The organism is Polaromonas sp. YR568 (assembly GCF_900116715.1).
Taxonomy (GTDB): Bacteria; Pseudomonadota; Gammaproteobacteria; order Burkholderiales; family Burkholderiaceae_C; genus Polaromonas.
The window spans coordinates 581,943-598,144 of sequence record NZ_FPBM01000001.1 but is presented as its reverse complement, the minus strand read 5'-3'; the positions used below and the strand labels follow the sequence as shown (position 1 = coordinate 598,144).

Here is a 16,202-nt window from a genome sequence, read left to right as displayed (position 1 = left end):
CCGGCTCCAAAAAGCCAATCCTGCATTCTACCCAGAGCCTAAGGCAGTAAATAACGCGGCGGGGCGGGCAAACCCGCAGTCGCGGCGGCTTCACGCACGGCGGCAATGCGCTGGATGAAGCGCGGCGGGTTTTCGTGAAAGCCCTCCTCGAAAGCCACCACCCGCAGGCCCTGGCAAACCTCCAGCAATTCGCCGGGCTGCAGCAAAAAATCAGGCCGTGAGGGCTTGCCCACCGTTTCATTGCCTTGGGTAAAAGTTTCGTAAATCAGCACGCCGCCGGGCGCCAGGCTGGCCAACAGGGCCGGCATTAGCGGGCGCCAGAGGTAGTTGGTGACGACGACGGCGTCAAACTGGCGGCCCGCGAACGGCCAGGGGCCTTCTTCAATGTCGGCGACCACGGTTTCAATCGCCTGCGCCGGACGGGCCGGAAGTGAAGTCGCTATAAATTCGATAGCTTCTTGCGCTCTATCTACAAGGGCTAAAGGGTGATTTCGTTCGTAAAACCAGCGAGCGTGGCGCCCGTGGCCGCAGGCGACATCCAGCACCACGCCGCGCTCGGGCACCAGGTGCGACCAGCGTTGCACCCAGGCGGAGGGCGGTTCCATGCCATGAACAGTACCGGTCATGTTGGCTTGACGTCGTCTTTGAGAGCAGCCAGCGCCATCGCCTCGACCCGGCCGGGCGCGATCAGCTTGAGCCAGCGGCCCAGCTTGCCCTTGGCCGTCATCACGACTTCGCGGTCACGGCGTTCCATCCCTTGCAGGATGAGGCGGGCGCATTCCTCCACGCTCATGGCATCGTCTTCTTTCAGGCCGCTCGAGCCCGCCGCCACGCCGGCCGCATTGAAGCCGCGGTGGCGGATGTTGGTGGCGACCACGCCCGGGTAGGCCGTGGTCACGCTGACACCGGCGCCTTTCATTTCGGCGCGCAGCGCTTCAAAAAAGCCCACCATCGCAAATTTGGTGGCGCTGTAGGCGGTGCGGCCCGGCACACCGATCAGGCCCGCCAGGCTGGACACGGCCACGATGCTGCCGTGGCGCAGCTTCAGGTGCGGCAAGGCGGCGTGCGTGCACCAGACGCTGCCCCAGAGGTTGATGCGCATCAGCTGCTCGTACCAGGCCAGGTCCTCGGCCTTGACGTCTTCGAGCAGGGCCTGCGCCGACATGCCGGCGTTGTTGATGAGGGCGTCGATGTGCCCGAAGCGCCCGACGGCTGCATCCACCAGGTGGCGGCATTGGGCCTCGATGGAGACGTCGGTTTTGACAACCAGCGTTTGCGCGCCGTGGGCGGCGCATTGGCCGGCGACTTCACCCAGCAGCGCCTCATTGCGCGCGGCCAGCACCAGCGCCACGCCGGCGCCGTGGGTGGCGGCCAATTGCCGCGCCATCTCGGCGCCTATGCCGTCAGAGGCTCCCGTGATTACTATTGTTTTCATAGCTGCTTGCGCTCGTGTTCATTGGGCTACAGCCCAAAATCGTTTTGAAAATCCTGGGCAGGCTCTGCGCAGATGGCAGGAGTGCGGGAGGCTAAAAGGCTAGAAGCAGGCCCAGATCTGGTTGGCGAGTGTGACCAGGAAATCGGGCCGTGTGTAGAGGGCAAACACCCCCAGCGACGCGATGATCGCGAGCGCCCACAGGCCGATTCTTTTGGCCATGTCAGGCCCCTTGCGGCAGTTTGCCGAGCCCGCCGCGAACAATCGGCGTCTCGCGCACCGGCAGATTCACCAGCGCGGCAAACACGCCCAGCGCGATGGCGATGTACCAGACGATGTCGTAGCTGCCGGTGCGGTCATATAAATAGCCGCCCAGCCAGACGCCCATAAAGGAGCCGATCTGGTGGCTGAAGAAGATGAAGCCGCCCAGCATCGACAAATGCTGGATGCCGAAGATTTGCGCCACCACTGCGTTGGTCGGCGGCACAGTCGACAGCCACAGCAGGCCCATCAGGCTGGCAAAGATGTACACGCTCAGCGGGCTGAGCGGCGCAGCCAGGAACACGGCGATCACCACCGCGCGTGAGAGATAAATCGTCGCCAGGATTTTTCGCTTGGCCATTTTCTGGCCCAGTGAGCCGGCAATATAGGTGCCGAACACATTAAAGAGGCCGATCAGCGCCAGCGCGTAGCTCGCCACCTGGGGCGACAGGCCCTTGTCTTTGAGGTAGCTGGGCATGTGCACCCCGATAAACACCACCTGGAAGCCGCAGACAAAGTAGCCCGCCATCAGCAGTTGAAAGCTCGGGTACTTGAAGGCCTCGCGCAGCGCCTGGGCGATGGTTTGCTCGCGCTTGGCGGGCTGGCCGCCGGTGAAGCCGCCTTCGCGCAGGCCCAGCGCCAGCGGTGCAATCAGCAGCACCGCGCCGCTGAGCACCAGCAGCGCTTCCTTCCAGCCCAGGCCGCTGATCAGGAAGCCTTCGACCGGCACCATCAGGAACTGGCCGAAAGAGCCGGCCGCCGCGGCCACACCCATGGCCCACGATCGCTTCTCGGCTGAGATATTGCGGCCGATCACGCCGTAAATCACCGCGTAGGTGGTACCGGCCTGCGCCGCGCCGATCAGCACGCCGGCCGTCAGGGTAAAGAGCAGCCCCGTGGGTGAAAGCGCCATGCCCACCAGGCCCAGCGCATACAGCAGCGCACCGACCACGATCACGCGGAAGGCGCCGAACCGGTCGGCCGCCATGCCGGCAAAGATGCCGAAAACGCCCCATGACAGGTTTTGCACCGCCAGCGCAAAGGCAAAAGTCTCACGCGTCCAGCCCTGCGCTTGTGTGATGGGTTGCAGCCAGAGGCCAAAGCCGTGGCGTATGCCCATGGAGAGCGTGACGATGGTGGCGCCGCAGATCAGCACCTGCTGCATGGAGAGTTTTTGGGTTTCGGTGGTCATGTCTTGAGGTGTGTCGCGGCAATGAGGGGAGCTGAGCAGCCTGGCAAGCCTCGAAGGCCTGGAAAGCCCGGAAAGGGCCAATCCGCTCACTGTAACGAAAATGGCAAATCGCTGCCGCCGGGCCGCCGGTTCCTGCAAGCTCAAAACGGGGTTCAAAATAGGGCGGAAAACGAAGAGCTGTATGTTTGTACAGTGACTTTGGCGGCCCCGACTACAATTACCGCAATTCTTTCATCTGCCATGGCTGACAAACTACCCACCGAATATTCCGAAGGCTCGATCCGCGTGCTCAAGGGCCTGGAGCCCGTCAAGCAGCGCCCGGGCATGTACACGCGCACCGATAACCCCCTGCACATCATCCAGGAGGTGCTGGACAACTCCGCCGACGAGGCCCTGGCCGGCCAGGGCAAAAAAATCAAGGTCACCCTGCATACCGACGGCTCGGTGAGCGTGGAAGACGACGGCCGCGGTATCCCCTTCGGCCTGCACCCCGAAGAAAAAGTGCCGGTCATCGAGATCGTCTACACCCGGCTGCACGCCGGCGGCAAGTTCGACAAGGGCAAGGGCGGCGCCTACAGCTTCTCGGGCGGCCTGCACGGCGTGGGCGTCAGCGTGACGAATGCGCTGTCCAAACGCCTTGAAGTGACCTCCTACCGTGAAGGCATGGTCGCCCACCTGGTGTTTTCCGGCGGCGACGTCATCGAGAAGCTGCACCTGCGCAAAAACGGCGAAGGCGACCGCAAGACCGGCACCACCGTGCGCGCCTGGCCCGACGCCAAATACTTCGAATCGGCCGCGCTGCCCATGGCCGAGCTCACGCACCTGCTGCGCAGCAAGGCGGTGCTCATGCCAGGCGTCACGGTCACGCTGACCAACGAGAAAACCAAAGACACCCAGACCTGGCTCTACAAGGGCGGCCTGCGCGACTACCTGATGCAGACGCTGACCGGCGACCCGGTCATCCCGATGTTTGAGGGCGAAGGTTTTGCCGATGCCTCGCACGAGAGCTTTGCCGAAGGCGAGGGCGCGCAGTGGTGCGTGGCCTTTACCGAAGAAGGCCAGCCGGTGCGCGAGAGCTACGTCAACCTGATCCCGACCAGCGCCGGCGGCACGCATGAAAGCGGCCTGCGCGACGGCTTGTTTAATGCGGTCAAAAGCTTTGTCGATCTGCATTCATTGCTGCCCAAGGGCGTGAAGCTCCTGCCCGAAGACGTTTTTGCCCGCGCCAGTTATGTACTGAGCGCCAAGGTGCTGGACCCGCAATTCCAGGGCCAGATCAAGGAACGCCTCAATTCGCGCGACGCGGTGCGCCTGGTGTCCAGCTTTGTGCGCCCCACGCTGGAGCTCTGGCTCAACCAGCACGTCGACTACGGCCGCAAACTGGCCGAACTGGCCATCAAGGCCGCCCAAACCCGCCAGAAAGCCGGCCAGAAGGTCGAAAAACGCAAGGGCTCCGGCGTGGCTGTGCTGCCCGGCAAGCTGACCGACTGCGAAAGCCGGGACCTGGCGCACAACGAAGTTTTCCTGGTCGAGGGCGATTCGGCCGGCGGCAGCGCCAAGATGGGCCGCGACAAGGAAAGCCAGGCCATCCTGCCCCTGCGCGGCAAGGTACTCAACACCTGGGAGGTCGAGCGCGACCGCCTCTTTGCCAACACCGAAATCCACGACATCGCGGTCGCCATCGGCGTCGATCCGCACGGCCCCAACGACACGCCCGACCTCTCCGGCCTGCGCTACGGCAAGGTCTGCATCCTGAGCGACGCCGATGTGGACGGCTCGCACATCCAGGTGCTGCTGTTGACCCTGTTTTTCCGCCACTTCCCCAAATTGATCGAATCGGGTAATGTCTATGTGGCCCGGCCGCCGCTGTTCCGGGTGGACGCGCCGGCGCGGGGCAAAAAGCCGGCCTCCAAGGTTTACGCCCTTGATGAAGGCGAATTGACCGCCATATTGGACAAGTTACGCAAGGATGGCGTGCGTGAAGGGGCCTGGAGCATCAGCCGCTTCAAGGGGCTGGGCGAAATGAGTGCGGAACAATTATGGGAAACCACGCTCAATCCTGATACCCGCCGCTTGTTGCCCGTGCAACTGGGCAACCAGGATTTCCTGCAAACCGAGACGCTCATCACCAAGCTGATGGGCAAAGGCGAAGCTGCGGCGCGCCGCGAACTGATGGAGCTGCACGGCGACGCCGTGGAAATTGACATTTGATGAAACTGCCTTTGGCCTTGCGCCTCCCTTTTCTTTCACTGCTGCGCAGGCCTTTGCGTGCCCTCGGCCTGCCCGCCATGGTCATGGGCCTGGCCGCACTGTTTTCGGCGCCGGCCTATGCCGATATCTGGGGTTATGTCGACAAGGACGGCATTGCGCACTTCTCGGCCGTCCGGCTGGATGAACGCTATGAGCTCTTCTTCCGTGGGGCTGAAAGCTTTAGCGCCGACGGCAACACCGGGCGCAGCGGCAAGGCCGTGGGCAGCGGCGCCAGCCGCGCCACCGGTGTGGCCGCCGCGCCGCCCAAGCTGCTGGCCTACTTTGATGTGTCGCCCAACTACAAGGCCGTCAAACATCTGCTGCGCGAGGCTTCGGCCACGCACGGCATCGACTATGAGCTGCTGCAGGCGCTGATCGCCACCGAGTCGGGTTTCAACACCCAAGCGGTGTCGCCCAAGGGTGCGGTCGGCCTGATGCAGCTGATTCCGCCCACGGCGGAACGCTATGGCGTGCGGGCCACCAAGGATTCCACTGTCCATAAAAGGCTTACCGACCCCAAGACCAACATCCGGGCCGGCTCCAGCTACCTCAGCGATTTGATTGCCATGTTCCCCGGCCAGCTGGAGCTGGCCATCGCCGCCTACAACGCCGGTGAGGGCGCTGTGCAGCGTGCGGGCAACAAGATCCCCAATTACCCCGAAACCAAAAACTACGTCAAGACCGTGATGCAGCTCTACAACCACCTCAAGCCGCCCAGCATGATGGCGTCGTCCGGCGGCCGGGTGCGCATGGAGATGATGGGCGGCGTCTCCGGCCGCAGCAACATGGTGCCCGCCACCACGGTGGCTTCCACCGCCACGCCAGAGGTCCTGCCCGAGCGGAACTGAGCCTCTATGCCTCTGGTGTTCAATCCCGGAATGTTTGCGCTGGGTGTAGCGGTCGGGGTCTTGGGCCTGGTGCTGCTGCTCAGCCTGATCATTGCTTTTGCCTACGACGAGCGCACGCTGCTCGCGCTGGCTGCCTACGTGTCGCTGATGGTGGCGGCGGTCATTGCCGGCCAGCAATTTGCGGACGGCACCGGGCGGGTGGAAGACCTCTTGCTGGTGGCCGGCCCCGCCGTGCTGGCGGGGCTCCAGGGCTGGCTCCTGAAAAACCGGCATTTCACCACCGCGGCCAAAGTGATCATCGCCGTCGTCGCCTTGGCCAGCCTGGTATTGCTGGGCCTTTTCGCCGGCCTGGCATCGCCTTCCATTTCGCAAATCGCCGCGCTGGTGTGGGCCGTCTTGTTGCTGGCGTTTCATGCGTACCTCATGCAGCAAACCTGGGACTCGGCCGGGCCCTGGAAGTGGTGGCTGCTGTTTGGCATCCTGGGGGGGCTTGTGGTTTCCGTTTCCTCCCTCGCCGGATGGACAGATACCCGGCAGCCCTACTGGCCCGTGGTGTTGATGCTGCTGCTCCAGGTGCCGCCCATTTACCTGTCGCTGGTCTGGCGCAGCCGCCTGCTCAATGAAAGCCGGCTGCGCAGTTTTTCGGCCCATGTCACCGACCCGTTGACGGGCCTGGCCACCACCGGCGTGCTGGTCGAGCGCCTGATGCGTGTGATGTCGCGTGTGCACACGACGCCGGGCAGCAACGCGCTGTTCCTGATCGAGGTGCAAAACTGGCAAGGCCTGCTCAATGAGCTGGGCGCCGAGTTCAACGAAAAAATGCTGCTTGAAGCAGCCATGCGCCTGCGCCGCACCGTGGGCGACAACGACCTGGCCGCCCGTATTGCCGGCGGGCACTTCGCCGTGGTGGCGCAGGGCCTGCAGGGCGCCGAGGAAGTCAATAGCATGGCCACCCGGCTGGTGGTCAGCGGCCTGCGCATTGACAGCCCGTTGCTGGCGGGCGTGGAATTCAAGTTCCGAGTGATCGTGAGCCTGCTCAAAACCAGCAAACCCATGACGCTGCCCGAGACCCACGAATGGCTGGGCCGCATGGCCGAATCTTTCAAGCGCTGGCCTGGTAGCCACCGCAGCCGCAGCATTCTGGTGGTGACTGAAGACACCCTGGCCAGGCCAGATGGCCCCAATGGTCCGAATGACCCGAACGGCCCCAAGGGCCCCAAGGGTGATTCCATCTTTTCCTTCCTGCCCCCCATGAGCCGCTGAGGCAGCGCCTGATAATCCGCGCTGCCGCACAATTTTCGACTTACTTATCCGTCAATCACGCAAAGCAATTCCACGATGGACCTCTTTACCCCCGACGCCGTTGCCCCCATCCCCGAACCCGCAGACCAGGACTCGCTGGCCGCGTACGCGCAGCGGGCCTACCTTGAATATGCGCTGAGCGTCGTCAAGGGCCGGGCCCTGCCCGACGTCTGCGACGGCCAGAAACCGGTGCAGCGCCGCATTCTCTACAGCATGCAGCGCATGGGCCTGGGCTTTGGCGGCGCCAATGGCGCCAGCGGTGCCAAGCCCGTCAAGAGCGCGCGCGTGGTCGGCGACGTGCTCGGTAAATACCACCCGCACGGCGACCAGGCGGCCTACGACGCCATGGTGCGCATGGCGCAGGATTTCAGCCAGCGCTACCCGCTGGTCGACGGTCAGGGCAATTTCGGCTCGCGTGACGGCGACGGTGCGGCCGCGATGCGTTACACCGAAGCGCGGCTGGCGCGCATCACCACGCTGCTGCTGGACGAACTCGACGAAGGCACAGTCGACTTTGTGCCGAACTACGACGGCTCGTTCGAAGAGCCGCGCCAGCTGCCGGCGCGCCTGCCGTTCACGCTGCTCAACGGCGCCAGCGGCATTGCCGTGGGCCTGGCCACTGAAATCCCCAGCCATAACCTGCGTGAAGTGGCCGACGCCTGCGTCGCGCTCATCAAAACGCCCAAACTTCCCGACGAGGAGCTCTATGCGCTGATCGCCGGGCCCGACTACCCAGGCGGCGGCCAGATCATTTCGAGCAGCGCGGAAATCGCGGCCGCCTATAGCACGGGCCGCGGCTCGCTCAAGGTGCGCGCCCGCTGGAAGATCGAAGAACTGGCGCGCGGCCAGTGGCAACTGGTGGTGCAAGAGCTCCCGCCCGGCATCAGCACGCAGCGTGTGCTCGAAGAGATTGAAGAGCTCACCAACCCGAAAATCAAGACCGGCAAAAAGGCCCTGAGCCAGGAGCAGGTCCAGCTCAAGCAGACCGTGCTGGCCGTGCTCGACGTGGTGCGCGACGAGTCCAGCAAAGACGCCGCAGTGCGCCTGGTGTTCGAGCCCAAGACCAGCAAGATCAGCCAGTCCGAACTCATCAACACCCTGCTGGCCAACACCAGCCTGGAAAGCTCTTCGCCCATCAACCTGACCATGGTCGGGCTGGACGGCAAGCCCACGCAGAAAAACCTGCGCCAAATGCTGACGGAATGGATCGAGTTCCGCCAGACCACGGTGCAGCGGCGTTCGCAATACCGGCTCGACAAGGTGCTGGACCGCATCCACATTCTTGAGGGGCGCCAGCTGGTGCTGCTCAATATCGATGAAGTGATCGCCATCATCCGCCAGTCGGACGAGCCCAAGGCCGCGCTGATCGAGCGCTTCAAGCTCAGCGACCGCCAGGCCGAAGACATTCTTGAAATCCGCCTGCGCCAGCTGGCGCGGCTTGAAGCCATCAAGATCGAGCAGGAGCTGAAAAACCTGCGCGAAGAGCAGGGCCGGCTGGAAGAAATTCTCGGCAGCCCGGCCGCGCTTCGCCGCCTGCTGATCAAGGAGATCGAGGCCGACGCCAAGCAGTTCGCCGACGCGCGCCGCACGCTGATCCAGGCCGAGAAAAAAGCCGTGCTCGAAGTCAAGGTGCTGGACGAGCCGGTGACGGTCGTCATCAGCGACAAGGGCTGGGTGCGCGCCCGCAGCGGCCACGGGCACGATGCGGCAGGCTTTGCCTTCAAGGCCGGCGATGGCCTGTACGGCACTTTTGAATGCCGCACCGTCGACACGCTGCTGGCCTTCGGCTCGCGCGGCCGGATTTATTCGGTGCCGGTGTCCTCGCTGCCCGGCGCGCGTGGCGACGGCCAGCCGCTCACCACGCTCATTGACCTGGAGTCCGGCACGCAACTGGTGCATTACTTCGCGGGCCCGGCCAACGCGGCGCTGCTGCTCAGCGCCAGCGGCGGTTACGGTTTCCTTGCCACCGTAGAGAACATGACGTCGCGCCTCAAGGCCGGCAAGGCATTCATCAGCTGCGGTGAGGGAGAAACCATCTGCCGGCCGTCGCACGCCGCCTTCAACAGCGGTGCAACGCCCATGGTGCCTGCCACGCATGTGGCCTGCGCCTCCACGGCCGGCCGCATCCTCACGTTTGAGATCGGTGAGCTGAAGATGCAAGCCGCCGGCGGGCGCGGCCTGATGTTGATTGACCTGGAAGCCAAAGACACCCTGGCGGGCGCGGCGGCCTACACCCGCAGCGTGAAGATCGAAGGCATAGGCCGCGGCGGCAAGGAGCGTGAAGAGACGCTGGAAATCCGCAGCTTGAACAACGCACGTGCTGCGCGCGCGCGCAAAGGCAAGGCAGCCGATCTGGGCTTCAAACCCACCGGGATCACCCGGGTTGAATAACAGTTTGAGTGCCAAATACGGCTGAAGCCCTTTAAGGGCGGGCGTAAGAAGCTCCTGAATTAATAGCGAGACCGCTGGAGGCGATGAAGCCTCCAGGGCGCTGATTTCAGGCCGCGAGCAGCGAATCCAGCTTCTTCAGGCCCGCCACCGTCTCCAGGCAGGCCTGCGCCACTTCCTTGCCCTTGGTCAGGAAGTGGGCGGTGAAGAACTTGCGGTGTTCCTCATGCTCATGAAAATGCTGCGGCGTCAGCACCGCTGAAAACACCGGCACGCCGGTTTCCAGCTGGATGCCCATCAGTGCGCTGATGACCGCGTCGGCCACAAACTCATGGCGGTAAATGCCGCCGTCCACCACCAGCCCGCAGCAGACGACGCCCGCATAGCGGCCCGATTGCGCCAGCTTTTTGGCGTGCAGCGGGATTTCAAACGCACCGGGCACTTCAAAGGTGTCTATGGATTCGGCGCCCACGCCTTGCCGGGCCATTTCGGCCAGGAAGGCGCCGCGGCCCTGGTCCACGATGTCTTCGTGCCAGGACGACTGGATAAAGGCAAAACGCGCCTTGGAAGGGGAGCCGCCGGATTGGGTGGCGGAAGCTGGGGACTTGGTTGACTGACTCATGGATGGCCTCTGTTAGGTGTTACCAGAATCAGGGCGCACGAGCCTGCGGCTTTACTCGTGGAAACGCGAACGACCGCAGCGCAGAACGCGCCCAGTCGTAAACGCCCACGGTACAGCCGTTTGCATCGCGCTCTCTTTCATCCGGACTGTGACCGTCGGCTTCGGAGTTGAACCGAATCTGCTGACCCCGGCCTGCCGTGAGGAAGGCCGGGCGCTCGCGGGCTGATGCAGTTGCCTGCAAACACCGCCGGTGGGGAATTTCACCCCGCCCTGAGAACGCTGCCCCGGCAAAATGGCCGGGACGGGTTGAGTTTAATGGGCGCTGGCGGACGCTGCCGCCGGTCTGCCGGAGCCGCCCTGCTGCGCGCAGGGGGAACACTGCACGGTGAAGAGCCTCAAGGACGTCAAGGCGATTTGGGCTTCACCTTGGCATAACGAAACTCGCGGTCTGGCCCAAACGCCATGCCCGGCGGCTTCATCCGCAGCCTGTCGCCGTCAATGGCCAGGCTCTGTTTGTCGAAACGCACGAAACCGTAGTTGCCCAAAACGGCGCCAAACACAAAATGGTTGTGGCTGGGATCCTGGGGGCGATGCACCACCACGGCGTAGTTGCGCATCACGCCCAGGTAAAACAGGCTGACTTTGCTGATCGGCACATCGAAGATCTCCGCCTCCAGGCTGGCAGAGCGCGCCCTGCGTGCCGGGACGGCAAGTCCGTTGACCGTGAAATCGACTTGCGCCAGCCCGGGCACCTTTTCCGCATCCGGGCCTTCAAAGCTCACTTTGGCGGCGCCGCCGGGCTCCCTGCTGGAGCGCAGAAAGGTAAATGTGGGGACTTGCGGTGGCGCCGTGGACTCCAGCACCACATTCGAATTTTCGATGTACCAGCGGCCCTGGTCGATTTCGTCCACCGAACCAACCATCAGGAAAAACCGGTAGCTGCCGTCGGTGCTCAAGCGCAGGCCGGAGCCGGTTTCCATCACGCCTTGCAGCATGTAGTCGCCGGCAACGCTTTCCTGCGAGGGCGACGGCGAGGGCGACTGCGCGTACGACGCGCCAATGAAGCTCGCCGAGGCAAGGGCAAGACCCACGGCCCGGCGCGTGATGTGAGCGGGGCGGGGCAGGGTGCTCACGCTTACTCGACTTCGGCGATCAGGTCGATCTCAACACAAGCGCCCATCGGGACCTGCGACACGCCGAAGGCGCTGCGCGCATGCTTGCCGGCATCGCCGAAGACTTCGGCAAACAACTCGCTCGCGCCGTTGGTCACCAGGTGCTGCTCGGTGTAGTCGCCGGTGGAATTGACCAGGCTCATCAGCTTGACGATGCGCTTGACCTTGCCCAGGCCTACTGCGGCTTCGAGCGTGCCCATCAGGTCGATGGCGATGGAGCGTGCCGCTGCCTTGCCTTCTTCGGTCGTCATGTTTTTGCCCAGCTGGCCGACGAGGGGCTTGCCGTCTTTCTTGGCGATGTGGCCGCTCAGGAACACCAGCTTGCCGGTCTGCACAAAGGGCAGGTAGGCGGCGACGGGGATGGCCACGGGGGGCAGGGTGATGTTCAGTGCTTTCAGCTTGTCATAGGCGCTCATGAGGGTTCCCTTGATGATGAAAAAGGCTGTCAGCCCGGTAACCACCTGCGCAATCAGCTATAGCTTTTATAGCGGTTGCGGGGCAGAGAAGGCCGGCGGTGCAGGGAATTGTAGGACAGGCCCCCGGCTTGCGGGGCCTGTAGCGGCATGAAAGGAAGTGATGGAAGGCGCTTCGCTGCCAGCGCGTTTATTCGGGTTTGATGCCGGCCTTGCGAACCACCGCACCCCAGCGGTCGACTTCGCTGCGCATAAAGGCGCGCAGTTCGTCGCGGGTCGAGCCCTTCAGATCAATGCCCAGTGTGGTGAGCCGCTCACGCGTCGACGCATGGGCCAGCGCCGCCACGGCTTCGGCGCGCAGCCGCTCGACGATCTCGATGGGCGTGGTGGCGGGCGCCACCAGGGCCCACCACTGGTTGAACTGCATGCCCTCCATGCCGGCTTCCCGCGCCGTTGGCACGCCGGGCAAGCCGGCCAGGCGGGCGCTGCCCGTCACCATCAGCGCGGAGATCTTGCCTGCGCCCAGCAGCGCGCTGCCGCTGGCCATCGTGGCGAAGTGGCCATCGACCTGGCCGGCCGCCACGTCGGTGAGCGCGGGGGCGGAGCCGCGATAGGGGATGGCGTTGACCTGGATGCCGGCGGCGCTGGAGAACAGCTCGCCCGACAGGTGGCTGATGGAGCCGTTGCCGCTGTGGGCCAGCGTCAGCGGCACCTTGCTGCCGCGGTAGTTTTTCAGGAAGCCTTTGATGTCGCCGTTCTTGTACTGCGCGCCGCTGGCAAACAGCAGCAGCGGCGAGGTGCCGACCATGGAAATCGGCGTGAAGTCGCGCAGCAGGTCATAGGGCATTTTGTTGAAGACTGCCGGCGCAATCGCATGCGGCAACTCAACGATGGCAAAGGTATAGCCGTCAGGCGGCGCCTTGGCGGCAGCCTCAGTGCCGATGCGGCCGGAGGCGCCGGAGCGGTTGTCCACCACCACGGTCTGGCCCATGGTCTCGCTCATGCGCTGCGCGACGGCGCGTGCAATCGCGTCGGTGCTGCCGCCCGGCGCCCAGGGCACGATCAGGCGCAGGGGCTTGTCAGGGTAAGCCGCGTGGGCGCCGCCGGCGATCAGGCAGGTAGAGGCAAAGAGGAGGGTGAGCAATCGGGTCTTCAGGGAGATCATGGGAAATTCCTTCGCAGGCGGGAGGGGATGGATGAAATCAGGCGAGGGCTTCAAACGCGTCGCGGTCGCCCTTGGCGGTCAGCAGCAGCAAGGCGTGGTGCGCGGGCTCAACCTCGCCCCGCTCGCGCAGCCGGGCCAGCGCGGTCACGCAGGCGCCGGCGCAAAGCTCTACCCACAGGCCCTGCGCGGCGAGCTTTGACAAACCTTCAATGGCGCCGGCGTCATCCACCACAACAGCGCCGCCGCCCGATTGCCGCACCGCGCGTTGCTGCTGCAGCGTGACGGTGCTGCCGCTGATGGAGAACTGCGCCGTCTGTCCGCTGAATTCGGACTGCAGCGGTGCGCCCTCCAGCACCCTGGAAAGGCGTGCAAAGGGCTCCACTGCCCAGAGGCGCGGCATGCGCTCGATCAGGCCGCCGTGCAGCAGGTCGCGAAAGCCGCTGTACAGGCCCCAAAGCAGATCACCGCGCGCGGTGGGCACCAGCACGTGGTCGGGCACACAGCCGTCGGCCACACATTCAAACGCCACGGCGCGGTAGCCTTCCACGCCAAACACCGGGCTGCCGACGGCGGGCACGGTGTAGTTGGTCAGCGCGAAAGCGCCGTCCTGCTCCACCCGGCGGCGCACATGGTCCCAGCGGCCGAAGCCGCGGTCGAACACCACACGTTGCGCGCCCAGGTAATGCAGCGCCCGCGCATAGGGCACCGGCATGTCGTGATAGGTCGCAATCTCGCAGCGCAGCCCGGCGGCCGCGCAATAGGCCGCCGCCGACACCGCCGCATTGCCGCTGGAGGCCAGCACCACCGTCTGCGCGCCCACATCCAGCGCGCGGCTGACGGCCTGTGACGACATGCGGTCCTTGTGCGAGCCGGTGGGGTTCATGCCCTCATGTTTGGCTGAAAGCTGGCGCACGCCCAGTTCACGCGCCAGGCGCGGCAGGTCCAGGCAGGGCGTGCTGCCTTCGCCCAGGGAAGCGCCTTTTGAGTAAGGCAGCCAGTCGCCCCACTTATAACCTTCGCTGGCGGTTTTCAGGCTTGTGGGCAGTCGGGTGTAAACGGCTTCCAGGCTGGCCGGCGTGCCTTCTGCCGCGCAATTCGGGCAGCCGGCGGGCAGGTCCTGCAGCGGGTATTCACGGGCGCAGTGGATGCAGCGCAGCTGCGCCAGCCGGGGGTTGCGGCTGACCGAGGCCGGGCTTTTAGGGGATTCGAAAGAAGCGGAATTCATGAGGCAGATGGTATGAAGGCCAAGGGCCGCCGTGTGTGCCCAGTTCGCGATTTAAAATAAGTAAAACTTATAGGAGACGGCCATGGCAGACGCAAGCGCACGCCAGATCGAGGTGTTTCGCATGGTGATGCGGCTGGGCACGGCCAACCGTGCGGCGGCTGCCCTGCATGTCAGCCAGCCGGCGGTGACGCAGCTGCTGCAGCAGCTCGAGGCCCGCGCCGGGCTCAAGCTGTTTGACCGGCCCAAGGGCAAGCTCACGCCCACGCCCGAGGCGCATGCGCTGATGGAAGAGGTTGAGCGGGTCTACGAAGGGCTGGAAGCCGTGCAGCGCAAAATCGTCGCCCTGCAATCGCATGAAGACACGGTGCTGCGCATCGGTTCGCTGCACGCCATGGCGGCCAGCGTCATGCCCTGGGCGCTGGCGGAGTTTCAGCGCAGCTACCCGCGCACGCGCTGCCTGCTCATGGTCGACAGCTCCAAGGTGCTGCGAGAGGCCTTGTTCCAGGGCGCGGTGGACCTGGCTTTTCTGGGGGACGAGGCCGACACCAGCGGGCTGGTGTCTTCAATGTTCTACCAGGCGCCCGCCGTTTGTGTGATGCCCGCCACCCACCCGCTGGCACGCAAGCAGCTGCTGCACCCACAGGATCTGCAGGAGGCGCCGCTGGTGGGGCTGTCGGCAACCGATCCGGCACAGCGACGGCTGGAGGCCGCGCTGGCGCAGGCCGGTGTGCAGCCACGCTTTGTGATTGAAACCCCTTACAGCGCGACGCAGTGCGCGCTGGTGCTGGCCGGCGCCGGGCTGGCGGTGACCAATCCGCTGGTGGCGCGTGAATACCTGGCGCTGGGCCTGCGCAGCGTGCCGCTGGCGGCTGATGTGTGGTTTCGTGCCTTGCTGGCTTTCAAGCCGAAGCAGGCGCAATCGGGGGCGGCACAGGAGTTTGTGGGGCTGTGCCGGCGCTGGCTGGCGCGCGGCCTGCCCGAAGGCTCGCTGCTCGGCGAGCCGGCGCTCAATTCCCCGTAGTGGCGGGCAGAGGCTCGACTGTCACAGCTACGTCGAGGATGTGCTGCGCCCCGCCGCGAATCACGCCGCGCATCGGCGATACATCCAGGAAGTCGCGGCCGGTGGCCAGCGTCACATAGTCTTCGCCCGGCGCGCGGTTGTTGGTGGGGTCGAAGTCCAGCCAGGTGCCCACGCCCGGGCAGTACACCGAGGCCCAGGCATGCGAGGCGTCGCTGCCCACCAGGCGGGGCTGGCCGGGCGGCGGGCTGGTCAGCAGATAGCCGCTGACATAACGCGCCGGCAAACCCATTGCGCGGCAGCAGGCCACCATGATGTGGGCGAAATCCTGGCACACGCCTTTGCCTTGCTGGAGTGCTTCAAGCGCCGGTGTGTTGACTTCGGTGCTCTCGCTCTCGTACGTCATCGTGCTGTGGATGCGCTCCATCAGGTCACGCGCCGCGTCCGGCAGCGGCCTGCCGGGTAAAAAACTGGGCCGGGCAAACTCGACAAAAGCTTCGTCGCGCGGCACATAGGGTGAGGCGAAAAGAAATTCGGAGGCGCTGTCGTACGCCGCGCCTGCGCGGTAGCGAAACTGCTCCCGCACCTGCTCCCAGGGCGGCGGCGCGGACTTGCCGGTAGAAAGCGATGCCTCTGATTGCAGCGGGTTGGCCACCGAGGTGGAGACAACGCTGTCGGCCACCACCGTCAGGCTTTCATGCGCAGCTTGCAGCGAAAAATAGCTGCGTGTGTTGCCGTACACATCCACGGTTTCGCGCAACTGCACGGGCGCGGGGTCAATGCGCAGGTCGTAGCTCAAGAGGCTTTGGCCGTTGCGGTTGGCGGGTTTGAGGTGCACCACATGGTGCGCGTTTTCCACCGCCGGCGCATAGCGGTAATGGGTTTCGTGGACGACATGAAGCAGCATGAATGAC

General features: G+C 64.6%; 14 protein-coding genes and 1 riboswitch. Of the genes, 5 read left to right on the top strand and 9 right to left on the bottom strand.

The features are described from left to right. Positions 1-38 precede the first annotated feature (38 nt). The 3 genes from BM408_RS02780 to BM408_RS02770 all read right to left on the bottom strand — a co-directional run bounded on the left by BM408_RS02780 (position 39) and on the right by BM408_RS02770 (position 2,885). Positions 39-605: a class I SAM-dependent methyltransferase gene (locus tag BM408_RS02780; protein WP_092126627.1), complete on the bottom strand. Its 567-nt coding sequence runs from the start codon at positions 603-605 to the stop codon at positions 39-41. A gap of 17 nt (positions 606-622) precedes the next feature. Next, positions 623-1,435, bottom strand: coding sequence for an SDR family oxidoreductase (locus tag BM408_RS02775; RefSeq protein WP_092126625.1), 813 nt, complete (start codon positions 1,433-1,435; stop codon positions 623-625). A 220-nt stretch (positions 1,436-1,655) separates the two neighbouring features. Continuing rightward, positions 1,656-2,885: an MFS transporter gene (locus BM408_RS02770; RefSeq protein ID WP_092126623.1), complete on the bottom strand. Its 1,230-nt coding sequence runs from the start codon at positions 2,883-2,885 to the stop codon at positions 1,656-1,658. A gap of 240 nt (positions 2,886-3,125) precedes the next feature. Here BM408_RS02770 and BM408_RS02765 point away from each other — a divergent pair, with 240 nt between their 5' ends. The 4 genes from BM408_RS02765 (at position 3,126) to parC (ending at position 9,676) form a co-directional block, all read left to right on the top strand. Continuing rightward, positions 3,126-5,096 carry a DNA topoisomerase IV subunit B gene (locus tag BM408_RS02765; protein ID WP_092126621.1) on the top strand — a complete coding sequence of 657 codons (1,971 nt, stop codon included), beginning with the start codon at positions 3,126-3,128 and terminating at the stop codon, positions 5,094-5,096. Next, on the top strand, positions 5,096-5,983 hold the full coding sequence (locus tag BM408_RS02760) for a lytic transglycosylase domain-containing protein (RefSeq protein WP_254774685.1): 888 nt from the start codon (positions 5,096-5,098) through the stop codon (positions 5,981-5,983). The genes BM408_RS02765 and BM408_RS02760 overlap by 1 nt, the downstream gene beginning before the upstream one ends. A 15-nt stretch (positions 5,984-5,998) precedes the next feature. Further along, positions 5,999-7,246 (top strand): GGDEF domain-containing protein, encoded by a 1,248-nt coding sequence (locus tag BM408_RS02755; protein ID WP_175541661.1) that lies wholly within the window; start codon positions 5,999-6,001, stop codon positions 7,244-7,246. A gap of 75 nt (positions 7,247-7,321) precedes the next feature. Then, a complete protein-coding gene (gene parC / locus BM408_RS02750; protein ID WP_092126617.1) occupies positions 7,322-9,676 on the top strand; it encodes a DNA topoisomerase IV subunit A in 2,355 nt (784 codons plus the stop codon). 106 nt (positions 9,677-9,782) lie between these two features. Here the strand turns inward: parC and BM408_RS02745 are convergent, their stop codons facing one another. The 5 genes from BM408_RS02745 to BM408_RS02725 all read right to left on the bottom strand — a co-directional run bounded on the left by BM408_RS02745 (position 9,783) and on the right by BM408_RS02725 (position 14,270). Beyond that, positions 9,783-10,295: a 6,7-dimethyl-8-ribityllumazine synthase gene (locus tag BM408_RS02745; protein ID WP_092126615.1), complete on the bottom strand. Its 513-nt coding sequence runs from the start codon at positions 10,293-10,295 to the stop codon at positions 9,783-9,785. A gap of 125 nt (positions 10,296-10,420) precedes the next feature. Then, a riboswitch (FMN riboswitch) is annotated at positions 10,421-10,577 on the bottom strand. A 122-nt stretch (positions 10,578-10,699) separates the two neighbouring features. Continuing rightward, the gene (locus tag BM408_RS02740) at positions 10,700-11,428 is read right to left on the bottom strand and encodes a hypothetical protein (RefSeq protein WP_092126613.1); all 729 of its coding nucleotides are present in this window, start codon (positions 11,426-11,428) and stop codon (positions 10,700-10,702) included. A gap of 2 nt (positions 11,429-11,430) precedes the next feature. Next, the gene (locus BM408_RS02735; RefSeq protein ID WP_092127327.1) at positions 11,431-11,883 is read right to left on the bottom strand and encodes a RidA family protein; all 453 of its coding nucleotides are present in this window, start codon (positions 11,881-11,883) and stop codon (positions 11,431-11,433) included. Between the two features lie 187 nt (positions 11,884-12,070). Further along, on the bottom strand, positions 12,071-13,045 hold the full coding sequence (locus BM408_RS02730; RefSeq protein ID WP_175541660.1) for a tripartite tricarboxylate transporter substrate binding protein: 975 nt from the start codon (positions 13,043-13,045) through the stop codon (positions 12,071-12,073). A 37-nt stretch (positions 13,046-13,082) separates the two neighbouring features. Beyond that, positions 13,083-14,270 (bottom strand): pyridoxal-phosphate dependent enzyme, encoded by a 1,188-nt coding sequence (locus tag BM408_RS02725; protein ID WP_092126611.1) that lies wholly within the window; start codon positions 14,268-14,270, stop codon positions 13,083-13,085. Between the two features lie 82 nt (positions 14,271-14,352). Between BM408_RS02725 and BM408_RS02720 the strand changes: the two genes are divergently transcribed. Beyond that, positions 14,353-15,291: a LysR substrate-binding domain-containing protein gene (locus tag BM408_RS02720; RefSeq protein WP_092126609.1), complete on the top strand. Its 939-nt coding sequence runs from the start codon at positions 14,353-14,355 to the stop codon at positions 15,289-15,291. Here the strand turns inward: BM408_RS02720 and BM408_RS02715 are convergent. Further along, positions 15,278-16,195: a transglutaminase family protein gene (locus tag BM408_RS02715; RefSeq protein WP_092126607.1), complete on the bottom strand. Its 918-nt coding sequence runs from the start codon at positions 16,193-16,195 to the stop codon at positions 15,278-15,280. The two genes, BM408_RS02720 and BM408_RS02715, sit on opposite strands and share 14 nt — an antisense overlap. Positions 16,196-16,202: the final 7 nt, after the last annotated feature.

Coding starts and splice junctions, on each gene's coding strand:
- BM408_RS02780 (WP_092126627.1), bottom strand. CDS start 605: ATGGAACCGCCCTCCGCCTGGGTGCAACGCTGGTCGCACCTGGTGCCC.
- BM408_RS02775 (WP_092126625.1), bottom strand. CDS start 1,435: ATGAAAACAATAGTAATCACGGGAGCCTCTGACGGCATAGGCGCCGAG.
- BM408_RS02770 (WP_092126623.1), bottom strand. CDS start 2,885: ATGACCACCGAAACCCAAAAACTCTCCATGCAGCAGGTGCTGATCTGC.
- BM408_RS02765 (WP_092126621.1), top strand. CDS start 3,126: ATGGCTGACAAACTACCCACCGAATATTCCGAAGGCTCGATCCGCGTG.
- BM408_RS02760 (WP_254774685.1), top strand. CDS start 5,096: ATGAAACTGCCTTTGGCCTTGCGCCTCCCTTTTCTTTCACTGCTGCGC.
- parC (WP_092126617.1), top strand. CDS start 7,322: ATGGACCTCTTTACCCCCGACGCCGTTGCCCCCATCCCCGAACCCGCA.
- BM408_RS02745 (WP_092126615.1), bottom strand. CDS start 10,295: ATGAGTCAGTCAACCAAGTCCCCAGCTTCCGCCACCCAATCCGGCGGC.
- BM408_RS02735 (WP_092127327.1), bottom strand. CDS start 11,883: ATGAGCGCCTATGACAAGCTGAAAGCACTGAACATCACCCTGCCCCCC.
- BM408_RS02730 (WP_175541660.1), bottom strand. CDS start 13,045: ATGATCTCCCTGAAGACCCGATTGCTCACCCTCCTCTTTGCCTCTACC.
- BM408_RS02725 (WP_092126611.1), bottom strand. CDS start 14,270: ATGAATTCCGCTTCTTTCGAATCCCCTAAAAGCCCGGCCTCGGTCAGC.
- BM408_RS02720 (WP_092126609.1), top strand. CDS start 14,353: ATGGCAGACGCAAGCGCACGCCAGATCGAGGTGTTTCGCATGGTGATG.
- BM408_RS02715 (WP_092126607.1), bottom strand. CDS start 16,195: ATGCTGCTTCATGTCGTCCACGAAACCCATTACCGCTATGCGCCGGCG.